Origin of the sequence: Flavobacterium weaverense (genome assembly GCF_003688495.1) — a bacterium.
Classification (GTDB): domain Bacteria; phylum Bacteroidota; class Bacteroidia; order Flavobacteriales; family Flavobacteriaceae; genus Flavobacterium; species Flavobacterium weaverense.
In genome coordinates this window covers 210,176-223,271 of record NZ_REFH01000008.1, presented here as the reverse complement: position 1 = coordinate 223,271, position 13,096 = coordinate 210,176, and the positions used below count along the sequence as shown (strand labels likewise).

Genomic DNA, 13,096 nt, shown 5'->3' with positions numbered 1-13,096 from the left:
ATCCTCGTAAATGATAAGTAGTCAAATGAAAAAAATAATAGTATCATTATTGCTTTTGGCTGTAACAACGGTTTACAGTCAAGAGTTAAATTTACCGGTTTTCACCCAATATCTAGCCGATAATAATTTTGTAGTTTCTCCTACATTTGCAGGAATTGGTGACAACTTAAGAATTAGAGCTAATGGACTGACGCAATGGGTGGGTATAAAAGATGCACCAGATAATCAATCCATCTATGCAGATTTTAGAATTGCAGACCAATCCGGTATAGGTATTTCGCTATATAATGATAGCAACGGATATACAAAGCAAACGGGAGCAAAAGTGTCTTTTGCACACCACTTAATTTTAGATTATTATTCAAAACAATATTTGTCTTTTGGTATTTCTTATAACCTCAATAATTTTAAAATAGATATTGATCAGTTCACTAATACTTATGACCGACCATTTCCTGACCCTTACATTACTGACAATCGTTCTATTTCAAATCATAATTTTGATGTTGGTTTTTTATACAGAAACAAAAATTATTATGTAAGCGTAAACGCTAACAATATTTTAAATAAATTAACCAATCGTTTTTCTGTTTTGGAACCAAATTTGCTTAGAAATTACCAATTATATTCTGGCTATGTGATGAAATTACCTAGTGATGGTAGGGCGGAATTAGAGCCATCTACTTACATCCAATATTTTGAAAGCGATGGACGTTCTAGCACCGATTTAAATATTAAATATCGTAAATTCAACAGATATGATGATTATTATTGGGCTGGGTTATCCTATCGTTTTCTAAATGATCAAGTAGCAAAGCCATTAAATGTAGGGCCGATGGCGGGATTCAAAAAGTCTGGTTTCTATTTTGGATATTCCTATCAAGTTACTGTAAATAAAATTGCTGCTTATAATTCAGGAACTCATGTGATTACAATAGGACTTGATTTTTTACAAGGAATTAGTAATTGCCCTTGCACGCAAAGTCCAGTTCATGAATAAAACGTATTACTTAATAATTATTTTTAAGTAATACGTTTTGTTAGTATTAAATTCTGGAATGACACACTAAATATAATCATGTGTCAATTTTTTCACAATTAGTTTTACTATTTAGTTTGTCAAGCTAATAGATTCTTAAACTAAGTCGTATAAAGAGGAGCAGTAAAGCGAAATTCTAACGGTATTACAACGTTTTCGTTGCTTTGTGATGCATTTATTTAATTTTTTCAAATATGGGGAGTCCTTAAAAGTTCTATATTTGTTGCTCTTTCTAAGAAAATAAACTAAAAAACAAACCAATGAAAACTTTAAGTGATTTCGATTTCAAAAATAAAAAAGCTATAATAAGAGTTGATTTCAATGTTCCTTTGGATGAAAACTTCAAAGTAACAGATACAACACGAATTGAAGCAGCAAAACCAACCATCGACGCAATTCTTGCGCAGGGTGGAAGTGTAATTTTGATGTCGCATTTAGGCAGACCAAAAGGAGTAGAGGAAAAGTATTCATTGAAACATATTCTATCCACAACTTCAGAAATATTAGGAGTACCAGTTCAGTTTGTTTCAAATTGTATTGGTGAAGAAGCTTCAAGTGCTGCTTCAAATTTAAAATCTGGAGAGGTTTTATTGTTAGAAAACTTACGCTTTCATGCCGAAGAAGAAGCTGGAGATGTTGCTTTTGCTAAAGAGTTAGCGTCGCTAGGTGATATTTACGTAAATGACGCTTTTGGAACTGCGCACAGAGCACATGCTTCAACAACTATTATTGCACAATTTTTTTCAAAAGAAAAATGTTTTGGATTGTTATTGTCAAAAGAAATTGAAAGTTTAAATAAGGTTTTAAAAAACAGTCAAAAACCCGTTACAGCAGTTCTAGGAGGATCAAAAGTCTCTTCTAAAATTACTGTAATAGAAAATATTCTAGATAAAGTGGACCACATGATAATAGGTGGTGGAATGACTTTTACGTTTGTGAAAGCATTAGGAGGAAAAATTGGTAATTCTATTTGTGAAGATGACAAACAAGAATTAGCGCTAGAGATTTTGCGATTAGCCAAGGAAAAAGGAGTAGAAATTCATATTCCTGTTGATGTTGTTGCAGCCAATGCTTTTTCTAACGATGCAGAAACTCAAATTGTAGCTGTAGATAAAATTCCTGACGGATGGCAAGGTTTAGATGCGGGTCCAAAATCATTAGAGAACTTTAAAAAAGTGATAATGGATTCAAAAACGATTCTTTGGAACGGTCCTTTGGGAGTATTCGAAATGGAAAATTTTGCCAATGGAACTATTACTTTAGGAAACTTTATAGCAGATTCAACTGCTAACGGCGCTTTCTCACTTGTGGGTGGTGGTGACTCTGTGGCAGCAGTAAAACAGTTTGGTTTAGAAGATAAAGTAAGCTATGTTTCAACAGGTGGTGGCGCAATGTTAGAAATGCTAGAAGGAAAAGTACTTCCTGGAATTGCAGCTATTTTAGATTAATTATAATAGAAATCACAAATTACTTTTTAGAAACTTAAAAATAGCGCTCTTAAAGTATTAATTACATAAACGTTTCTTAAAACCTTAACAATAACTCTGTTGTTAAGGTTTTTTCGTTCAAAAACATATTGAATTATTCGTTTAATGACATTTTCATAGAGAATCAGTCGAAATTTCTGCACAAATAGACGAAATATTACATTTTTAACAATAAATAAAGAAATTTTTAGTTTTAAGCTACTAAGTTTGTAAAAATTGAGCTTTGTAATCATTTGAAATATAGATCTTTGATCGTAAAACTATGAGTATAAAAAATACCACCCTATCGTTTTTTCTATTGTTATCAGTACAGTTATTTTCGCAAGAAAGCTATGAAAATAAAGTATCTGAGAAATTTGAAACAAAATTATCCTATTTAGATTCTATTAAGAACTCCTTTGTTAACAATGCATTAGCTTCTCGAGTAGATAGTTTGTGGATGAACGAATTAGTAAGTTTAGATTTATTTAATTCCATTACTGAGGATATTCAAAATGTAAATATTGACGCTTCGGTTGACTATGAATTACCAACAGATCTTTTAAAAGAAAGATTAGCGGCAATGGATGCTAAATCACCTTTTAATATAGAATACAATCAAGGATTAGAAAATATCATCAAATCATTTTTGAAGAATAGAAAAAAATCTTTTGAGCGACTTATGGGTGTCTCAGAATATTACTTCCCAATATTTGAAGAAGCATTAGCAAAACAAAATGTTCCTTTAGAGATAAAATATCTTGCTGTTGTTGAGTCCGCTTTAAACCCAAAAGCAGTTTCTAAAATGGGCGCTACGGGCTTATGGCAATTTATGTATCATACAGGAAAGCAATACGGTCTTAAAATTGATTCGTATGTCGATGAGCGTAGTGATCCTTTAAAATCTAGTGCAGCCGCAACTCAGTACATGACTAATATGTATAAAATGTTTGGCGATTGGGATTTAGTTTTGGCTTCTTATAATTCAGGTCCAGGAAATGTATCTAAAGCGATAAGACGTTCTGGAGGACAAAAAAATTATTGGAACATTAGAAAAAACCTTCCCAAGGAAACTCAAGGGTATGTTCCTGCTTTTTTAGCCACGATGTATCTTTACGAATACCATAAGGAACACGGAATTGTACCTCAAAGAGCAGCGATAAAGCATTTTGCCACTGATACTATTATGATCAAGCAACAAATGTCTTTTAAACAAATAGGAGATTTACTAGATGTTCCCATTGCACAATTGCAACTTTTAAATCCGTCTTATAAATTGAATGTTGTACCATCGTATAAAGAGCAGAACCACTATTTAAGATTGCCGCAAGATAAAATTGCAATTTTTGCTTCTAATGAAGATCAGATCTATGCTTATACGCAATATCAATTAGAAGGTCGCGAAAGACCATTTCAAGCAGGCAAAGCAGTTGCTTCAAGAAATAATACAAGCGTTTCATATCAAAATAATAGGGTTATAAAAACTACTTTTTATAAAGTTAAACGAGGTGATAACTTGGGTGCGGTAGCAAACAAATATGATGTATCTATTTCTCAATTAAAAAAATGGAATAATCTTAAAAGTAACTCAATTGCTTACGGTAGAAATTTGAAAATCATTAGAACAGAAACGACCAGTAAAGTTATCAATAAAGATATAAAAATTGATAATGCGTCGTCAGAGCTTAATTCGAAAAATCAATCTGTAGCATCAAAATCTAACAAAGAAGAAAAAACTATTGCTACAGCAGCAGATTTAGCTTCTGTTTATGTAGTTCAAAAAGGAGATAATTTAGGTAGTATTGCTCAAAAATATAATGTTACTGTAGCTGAAATTCAAGAATGGAATAATCTCGCAAATGAAAATGTGCAGTTTGGAATTTCGTTGCAGGTAGCAAAAAAGGAGTTGAGTCCTAAAGAAGATATCGCACTAGTTCAAGAGCGAAAAGATATTGAGTATACTGTTCAAAAAGGTGATAACTTAGGAGGTATCGCTACTAAATTTGGAACTTCTCTAGCGGAGTTGAGACAATGGAATAAACTTCGAGATAACACTATTTCTGTCGGTAAAAATTTAATTGTTGCTAAGGATGAGGTTGTAATTGTAACTGACAAAGCAACTGTAAATTCATTCAAAACTAAAGGAAATAATACAGCAGCTTCAAATAAAGCAACGACAGATTATTACGTTAAAAAAGGAGATTCTTTATTTAGTATTGCTAAAAAATATCCTGGAATTACTATTTCCGACTTAAAAAAATGGAATGATATTCGCAGTGAAGACATTAAACCTGGAATGAAGTTGAAAATTAACGGATAATAGAATAAACTTCTATAAATTTGGGTTTTATCTATTAGCAAATTAGTTATGAATAAAACCCATATTATATTTTTCTTTGTTTCGCTGTTATTATTTTCTTGTAAAAAAGAAAATGAAGCGCTACCTCGCAAAACAGTTGGAAAAATAAACACCATTTCTGTCATCATTGATGATCAATTATGGAATGGAGATATTGGTGATAGCATTCGAAATAAATTTGCTTCACCAGTAATTGGTTTGCCTCAAGAAGAACCATTATTCAACATCAATCAGTATCCAACAAAACTACTCGAAGGATTCATGACTGACACGCGAGCAATAATCGTTGTGAAGAAAGCCGAAGAGAACAAGTTTGAAATCCGTAAAGATCAATACGCATCACCTCAAAATGTGTTTCACATCTCAGGAAAAACGGGAGCAGATATTATAAGTTGTATCGAAAAGAACGCTCCAAAAATGATTCAGATTATTAAGGAAGGTGAAATTTTGGAAACCCAAAAAATCAACAGCCAAACGTTGATAGATCCTAAAGTGATTGGTAATAAGTTTCATATTTCAGTACAAATCCCAACTGGTTACGTGTATGTTCTTCAAAAAAGTAATTTCATGTGGTTGAAGAAGGAAATAATAGGTGGAAATAACAGCATTTTAATTTATCAAGTTCCGCTAAACACTATTAATCGTAAAGGAGATTTAATTAGCTGCATCGTTAAAATGCGCGATTCTATTGGGAATTTATATATAAGTGGCAAAGAACCGAATACAAATATGCTTACTGAAGAAGCGTATGCACCGTACCTTTTTAAAAGCAATCAAGATGGAAAAGAAGCTTATGAAACAAAAGGAACTTGGCAATTAAACAATGATTTCATGTCTGGTCCTTTTATTAATTATGCTATAATTGATCCTGAATATAATCGAATCTTAGTGTTAGAAGGTTTTTGCTATGCCCCTTCAAAGGATAAGAGAGATTTAATGCATGAATTAGAAGCTATTATAAAATCAGTTACTATTAATAAAAGGTAATTATTAATTTCTTTAATTTGCATTTTATAAAGCAACCTACCTATGGCTATACAGTGGAACATTAAATCCTTTGACGCACTTTCTGTTCACGAACTATATGATTTATTACAACTAAGAAGCGAAATTTTTGTGGTTGAGCAAAATTGTGTTTATTTAGATCTTGATGGTAAAGACAAATTAGCTTTACATCTTATTGGTGAATTTGAAGGTAAAATTGTTGCCCATGCCAGACTATTCAAACCAGGTATTAGTTTTGATAATGCGTCAATAGGTCGTGTTACCGTTGCTGCCAATTACAGAGATAGAAAATGGGGTCACGATTTAATGCGAGAATCTATAGCAGGAATTCAAAATCACTTTGGTGAAAGCGCAATTACTATAGGCGCACAATTGTACCTTAAAAAATTTTATGAAAGCCACGGCTTTGTGCAAACCAGCGAAATGTATTTAGAAGATGATATTCCACATATCGAGATGATCAAGGAATAATTTTTATATTTTGAGAATCGTATTGTAAGCGTTAGTATTTCCTAAAAGTGCAGTCGCTCTTTTAATCTCAGCATTGTTTTGAATGTAATATTGGTACAAACCTTCTTGATATTGATATCTTTTTATGATTTCATCAACCATCAAATTTTTGATTTCCTTTTGATTTTTATCTAGTAAACTATTTTCAGTTTTTTGAAGCGCTGATAATAGCTGTTGGTATTCGGCTTGAATGGATTCGTCTAGTTTTTCTTTTTTGGCTACAGCCAAAGTGTTCTTCAATGCTATTTCCGTTTCAGTATCAAAAGAGAATTTTTGAGCTTTTAGGAATTGCTTAAAATCAGAATAGTCAGCGTCAGTTATTACGGGAATTTTAGTGCCTAGATTTGGATTTTTATAATAATAACTGGTCACATAATTAAAAATTCCGTCATTTCGTAGTAATGCATTGGTTATCGGACTTGATTTAGTTTCTTCGAGCTCCACGTCAGGTTGGATTCCACCGCCATCATAAACAGTTCGTCCTTTTCTTGTTTTAAAAGCATTAAAATTCTTCTCGTCAGTTTTAATAGCCATACCATTTTTGTCTTTTTTCGAATAATCCAATGCTTGAATACATCTTCCCGATGGCGTATAATATCTCGAAATAGTTACTTTGAGTTGGGTACCAAAGGTTAAATCAACTGGTCTTTGTACCAATCCCTTACCAAAACTGCGACTTCCCAACACAACAGCACGATCTAAATCCTGTAAAGCACCAGCCACAATCTCTGATGCTGAAGCACTGCGATCATTGACAAGTATAATTAACGGAATTTGAGTGTCAACAGGATCCTTTGTCGTTTTATAAGTGCTAGTATGTTTTTCAATTTTCGATTTTGTTGTCACAATGGTTTCATTTTTTGCAACAAATAAATTACAAATATTCACAGCTTCGTTTAACAATCCACCAGGATTATCTCTTACATCTAAAATAATTCGTTCAGCACCTTCGTTTTTTAATTGCTCCAAAGCATCTTTAGTTTCCTGCGATGCTTTTTTATTAAAACGAGCTAAAACGATGTAACCCGTTTTATCGTCGATTTTTGCAAAGAAAGGAACTGATTTTATTTCTACTTCATCAAGAATAATTTGAGTTGTATTTACTTTTCCTTGTCTAATGTATTTAATATCTATTTTAGTGTTTTTCGTCCCTTTGAATAGATTTGAAGCCTCATCTTTATATTCTGATAAAAGTATACCGCCTACTTGAATAATCTCATCTCCTGCTTTTAATCTTGCTTTGTCTGCCGGAAAGTTCTTGTAAACTTCTTTGATGATTAGTTGCTCTTTTTTTCGAGATAAAACAGCACCAATCCCTGTGTATTCTCCTGTATTATTTATTTTAAATCGCATTACATCTTGCTCGTTGAAATAAACCGTGTACGGATCTAGACTTGCTAACATTCCTTTGATTGCCTTGTCCATTAAATCTCCGGGGTTAGTCTCATCTACATAATTCTTATTTAATTCCTTAAATAGCGTAGTGAATATTTCGATTTGCTTCGCTATTTCAAAAAAATCATCTTTGAAACTAGTGCCTATAAATAGAAATGCAGAGGCTACGATAGGTATTATGACTTTTTTTGGAAAGGAGAAATTCATGATTTTATGGACTAAATTAGAAAACACTAAATTAGAAATAAATCACGAATAATTTTGCCCAAGAAACGAGCAAATTAAGATGCTTACATATTGTAATAAGTATAGGACTAGATTTCTGGAATTGGCTCGCTCTGTGGAATGTTTTTTGAACAATTTTGAGCTATAAATTTCTCAAAGAGTTGAATCGTTTTAGTATTTATTTCATCATAAGACAATCTGTCTTTCGTTTGATAAAAAAACATAAAAGAATAAGGTTGATCTAAATTGTCAATCAATAAATGTTTGTTAAGTCGATAAGTTTCGCGGAGAATTCTCTTAAAATAATTGCGATCGACTGCTTTTTTAAAGTTTCGCTTTGAAACTGAAACTCCCATTTTAATTTTCTCGCCTTCGCCAAAAGTACCTGCCTTATAAACTAAACGCAAAGGATATTTTGAAACTGATTTCCCTTCAGTAAATAATAAACCGATAGTGATTTTACTTTTTAGCTTTTCGTTTTTTGGGTACTTGAAATTCATTTTGATAGAAAAAAGGCGTAATTTTTGAAAAGCAAAGTTACAATTAAACGCTGAGTCGATATATTGTTTTGGATTTAAATAGCGCTAAAAATATATTTCTTACTTTTGCAGTTAATTTTTAATGCATGCAAAAAATAATTTCGTATCCTATTTCCGTAATTTATTATTTATTTTTCGGTCTGACATTGCTTGTTTTTCATCCAATTCAGTGGGTTTGTTTTAATGTTTTTGGTTATCACGCACACAAAGTAAGTGTCGATTATCTTAATTTTTTCTTGCTGAGATGCACTAATATTTTAGGCACTACCTATAAATTTGAGAATATAGAAAGTATTCCTAAAAACGTACCGTTAATTTTTGTTTCAAATCATCAAAGTATGTACGATATAATTGCCATGATTTGGTTTTTTCGTCGTTTTCATTGTAAATTTGTAAGTAAAAAAGAATTAGGAAGCGGTATACCTAGTGTGTCATTTAATTTACGCCACGGTGGATCAGTTCTTATTGATCGAAAAGATCCTAAGCAAGCGATTCCAGCGATAAAAGGTCTTGGTGAATATATAGAAGTTAATAATCGTTCGGCAGTTATTTTTCCAGAAGGAACTAGAAGTAAAACCGGGAAACCGAAAGAATTTGCACAAAGTGGTTTGAAAATTTTATGTAAATATGCTCCATCTGCTTATGTTGTTCCAGTTAGTATTAATAATTCCTGGAAAGTCGTAAAATATGGGTTTTTCCCTTTAGGTTTAGGAAATCGCCTTACCTTTGTAGTACATCAACCAATTGCGGTTAAAGATTATGAATTTTCTGAATTGATGGAAATCACGGAAAAAGCAGTTGTTCAAGGAATAAAAATTTAATACATACATATAATGTCAATAAAAAATATTCGATTAGAAGTAATGCAGTTTTTAGAAAAAAACGTAGATAGCTTTGTCGATCAGTATCTAATCCCAGTAGAAAAAATATGGCAGCCTACAGATTTTTTGCCTGATTCTCAGAGTGATACTTTTTTTGATGAGGTAAAAGAATTACGTGAAATTGCAAAAGAATTACCATATGATTTCTGGGTAACTTTAGTAGGAGATACTATTACTGAAGAAGCATTGCCAACATACGAATCGTGGTTAATGGATGTTGAGGGAATTGATAATGTGGAAAGAAATGGCTGGTCAAAATGGATCAGACAGTGGACTGGTGAGGAAAATCGTCACGGTGATTTATTAAACAAGTACTTGTACTTGTCTGGTCGTGTTAATATGCGTGAAGTCGAAATGACTACGCAACATCTTATCAATGATGGTTTTGATATTGGAACCGGTAGAGATCCATACAAAAACTTCGTGTACACTAGTTTTCAAGAATTAGCGACTTACGTTTCTCATAATAGAGTAGCACAAATGGCTAAGAAATATGGTGACAACAAATTGTCTAAAATGTGTAAAATGATTGCTGGTGACGAAATGCGCCATCATCATGCATATAGCGAATTTGTAACTCGTATTTTTCAAGTAGATCCAAGTGAAATGATGCTTGCTTTTCAATATATGATGAAAGCTAAAATCGTTATGCCTGCTCATTTCTTAAGAGAATCAGGTGAGAAAATAAGTTCAGCATTTGAACAGTTTTCTGATTCGGCTCAAAGAATTGGTGTTTACACCGCTGCAGATTATGTCGATATTATGCAAAAATTGATTGACAAATGGGAAATCGATAAAATGAGCGGATTAACAGATGAAGCAGAGAAAGCGCGTGATTATTTAATGAAATTACCAGCAAGAATGGCAAGAGTTTCAGAACGATTAGTGATTCCGCAAGAATCTCATATTTTTAAATGGGTAGAGCCGGCTGTAATAAGATAAATTTTAGAGTTCTAAATAAATATATAAGTGTTGAATTTTAAAGTAATAGCTTTAGAATTCAACATTTTTTTTAAGAGTACATAAATAATGATAAAGTCTGATTTAATAAGTAAAACAATATCTTTCGTTAAAGCAAAACTAGAAAATGCCGAAGGTGGTCATGACTGGTTTCACATTGAAAGAGTATATAGAAATGCAATACTGATTTCTAAAAATGAAGTTTGTGACACTGCTGTAGTACAATTAGGAGCGTTGCTTCATGATATTGCCGATAGTAAATTTCATGATGGTGATGAGACTATTGGTCCAAAAATAGCACGTGAATTTTTAGAAGCTGAAGAAACTGATGAGGCTACAATTGATCATGTTATTAAAATCATTGAAAACATCTCTTTTAAGGGAGGAAATTTTGAAAAGGAGTTCCACTCTAAAGAATTAGATATTGTTCAAGATGCAGATCGATTAGATGCTTTAGGCGCTATTGGAATAGCTAGAATGTTTAATTATGGAGGTTTCAAAAATAGAGCAATCTATGATCCTAAAATCGCACCGAATACTAAAATGACTAAGGACGAGTACAAAAAAAGTGCTTCACCTACCATTAATCATTTTTATGAGAAGTTATTTCTACTTAAAGATAAAATGAATACTGAGACTGGAAAGCAAATAGCGACTGAAAGACATCTTTATATGCAAGGATTTTTATCTCAATTTTACGCAGAATGGGAAGGGGAGAAGTAAGGTTCTAGATCGAAATTCATTTTTCTTTCATTGCAATAATAGCTTTTTAATTGTCTTAGTATAATTTTTGTAAATAAGTGATTGTTGAGATTCCTCCGGAATGACAAAAGAGGATAATTTGTCGTTGCGGTAATTAAACTAAAACACTTTTATAAACAAACTCTTTCCACCACGTTTGTCACGCTGGAAGCGTCTCTTTACTATTAATTTTTGTATCTAATTAATTGTTGAGATTCCTACGGAGTGACAAATTAGTCCAGTTCATTACCCTGGCTAACTAACTAAAAACGCTTTTTTAAACAAACTCTCTCTACCACGTTTGTCACGCTGGAAGCGTCTCATTAACATTGTATTTTTGTACTAAAGTGATTGTTGAGATTCCTCCAGAATGACAAATTAGTAATGAGTGTCTGTGCGATAATTAAACCACTGTACTTTTTAAACAAACTCGCTCTACCACATTTGTCACGCTGGAAGCGTCTCATTGCTATTGATTTTTGTCTATATGTAATTGTTGAGATTCCTCCGTAATGACAAAATAGTATAGTTTGTAACTCAGCTAATTAAATCAAAGCGCTTTTTTAAAGAGAGTTTCTCTACAACGTTTGTCACGCTGTAAGCGTCTCACTGCTATTGATTTTTGTAATTGAATAATTGTTGAGATTCTTCCGTAATGACAAATTAGTCCAGTTTATTACCTTGGGTAACTAAGTAAAATACTTTTAAAATTAACTCTATCTATAACGTTTGTCACGCTGGAAGCGTCTTATTGCTATTGATTTTTGTCTATATGTAATTGTTGAGATTCCTCCGGAATGACAAATTAATAATGAGTGTCTGTGCGATAATTAAACCACGGTACTTTTTAAACAAATTCGCTCTACCACATTTGTCTCGCTGGAAGCGTCTCGTTGCTATCGATTTTTGAAATTGATTAATTGTTGAGATTCCTCCGGAATGACAAATTAGTAATGAGTGTCTGTGCGATAATTAAACCAAAGTATTTTTTTAAACAGACTCTCTACCACATTTGGCACGCTGCAAGTGTTTCTACGCTCATTATAAAAATCAATCAGAGTTATATGTTATCACATAATAATCACTCAAATAGCTTATAATGTTTGTCTTATAAAGAATCAATTATTATTTTTATAAAAAAATGATTGAATACACTGAAGGAATTTATAACTTTTATGTTTACATTTTGACTAATAAAAACAAAACTGTTTTATATACTGGTGTCACTAATAATTTAAGGAGAAGACTGAACGAGCATAAAGAAAAAATTAATCCTCATAGTTTTAGTGCTCGTTATAATGTCGAATTTTTAATTTATTATGAACATTTCGGCTGGATTCAACTTGCGCTTACTAGAGAAAAAGAAATCAAAGACTTTAGAAGAGAATTAAAATTAGATTTAATCAAAAGCTTTAATCCAGAACTACAATTTCTTAATTCTCATTTTGATTAGAACATACAAACATAATCTTGAGTAATAATATTAATAAAGATTATACATGACGAACACAAAATCCTAAATCGAAATTCCTTTTTCCTTCATTGCAATAATTACATCAGAAGCGTTTTTAAAAGTAGGTGATTTTTCAACAATGCTTGCTACTCTTTTCTTATTCAACTTAAAAGTAATATCCTTTTCGGTAGTGAACAGAAGCGCAGTCAAAAATGGATTATTCATGTAGGGAGCTAATACCATAAAAGCTTCGTCTAAAGTATGAGTAGACTCAATTTCCTCCGTTTTATATTTTGCTGTAAGCGAAAGAGCAAAAACATCGTTGTCTAATAAAACAGGTCGAACGTAAATATTCTTCAAATCGGTATCACCAATTGTTTTGGCAAGTGTCAATTTAGCGTAAGTTTTATCAGTAATACTTTCTTTTACTTTTTCCCAAAATTCAGCAAATATAGGTTGGTAGGACATAGAATTATTTTTTATGATTGTAAGTGCCCAAAAGGGAGTACAAAATTAGGTTTTG

The 13,096-nt window shown here is 32.1% G+C and carries 12 protein-coding genes; 9 read left to right on the top strand and 3 right to left on the bottom strand.

The window, feature by feature from the left end:
- The first annotated feature begins 25 nt into the window (after positions 1-25).
- The 5 genes from BC961_RS04625 (at position 26) to BC961_RS04605 (ending at position 6,340) form a co-directional block, all read left to right on the top strand.
- Complete coding sequence (locus tag BC961_RS04625; RefSeq protein ID WP_121924694.1) at positions 26-1,000, top strand: PorP/SprF family type IX secretion system membrane protein; 975 nt, start codon at positions 26-28, stop codon at positions 998-1,000.
- A 299-nt stretch (positions 1,001-1,299) separates the two neighbouring features.
- Positions 1,300-2,487: a phosphoglycerate kinase gene (locus BC961_RS04620; RefSeq protein WP_121924693.1), complete on the top strand. Its 1,188-nt coding sequence runs from the start codon at positions 1,300-1,302 to the stop codon at positions 2,485-2,487.
- 301 nt (positions 2,488-2,788) lie between these two features.
- Positions 2,789-4,825 (top strand): LysM peptidoglycan-binding domain-containing protein, encoded by a 2,037-nt coding sequence (locus BC961_RS04615; protein ID WP_121924692.1) that lies wholly within the window; start codon positions 2,789-2,791, stop codon positions 4,823-4,825.
- 48 nt (positions 4,826-4,873) lie between these two features.
- Entirely contained in the window at positions 4,874-5,851 is a 978-nt protein-coding gene (locus tag BC961_RS04610; protein WP_121924691.1) for a DUF4837 family protein, read from the top strand.
- A gap of 42 nt (positions 5,852-5,893) precedes the next feature.
- Positions 5,894-6,340, top strand: a complete 447-nt coding sequence (locus tag BC961_RS04605; RefSeq protein ID WP_121924690.1) for a GNAT family N-acetyltransferase — start codon at positions 5,894-5,896, stop codon at positions 6,338-6,340.
- Positions 6,341-6,343: 3 nt separating this feature from the next.
- Here the strand turns inward: BC961_RS04605 and BC961_RS04600 are convergent, their stop codons facing one another.
- Together BC961_RS04600 and BC961_RS04595 are read right to left on the bottom strand one after the other, a co-directional pair.
- On the bottom strand, positions 6,344-7,981 hold the full coding sequence (locus BC961_RS04600; RefSeq protein ID WP_121924689.1) for a S41 family peptidase: 1,638 nt from the start codon (positions 7,979-7,981) through the stop codon (positions 6,344-6,346).
- Positions 7,982-8,088: 107 nt separating this feature from the next.
- Positions 8,089-8,499 carry a ribonuclease P protein component gene (locus tag BC961_RS04595; protein ID WP_121924688.1) on the bottom strand — a complete coding sequence of 137 codons (411 nt, stop codon included), beginning with the start codon at positions 8,497-8,499 and terminating at the stop codon, positions 8,089-8,091.
- 125 nt (positions 8,500-8,624) lie between these two features.
- Here BC961_RS04595 and BC961_RS04590 point away from each other — a divergent pair, with 125 nt between their 5' ends.
- The 4 genes from BC961_RS04590 to BC961_RS04575 all read left to right on the top strand — a co-directional run bounded on the left by BC961_RS04590 (position 8,625) and on the right by BC961_RS04575 (position 12,573).
- On the top strand, positions 8,625-9,359 hold the full coding sequence (locus tag BC961_RS04590; protein ID WP_121924687.1) for a lysophospholipid acyltransferase family protein: 735 nt from the start codon (positions 8,625-8,627) through the stop codon (positions 9,357-9,359).
- A gap of 12 nt (positions 9,360-9,371) precedes the next feature.
- Positions 9,372-10,361, top strand: a complete 990-nt coding sequence (locus BC961_RS04585) for an acyl-ACP desaturase (protein WP_121924686.1) — start codon at positions 9,372-9,374, stop codon at positions 10,359-10,361.
- 87 nt (positions 10,362-10,448) lie between these two features.
- Entirely contained in the window at positions 10,449-11,102 is a 654-nt protein-coding gene (locus tag BC961_RS04580) for an HD domain-containing protein (protein WP_121924685.1), read from the top strand.
- 1,159 nt (positions 11,103-12,261) lie between these two features.
- Positions 12,262-12,573, top strand: a complete 312-nt coding sequence (locus tag BC961_RS04575) for a GIY-YIG nuclease family protein (RefSeq protein ID WP_121924684.1) — start codon at positions 12,262-12,264, stop codon at positions 12,571-12,573.
- 63 nt (positions 12,574-12,636) lie between these two features.
- Here the strand turns inward: BC961_RS04575 and BC961_RS04570 are convergent, their stop codons facing one another.
- Entirely contained in the window at positions 12,637-13,041 is a 405-nt protein-coding gene (locus tag BC961_RS04570) for a hypothetical protein (RefSeq protein WP_121924683.1), read from the bottom strand.
- Positions 13,042-13,096 lie beyond the last annotated feature (55 nt).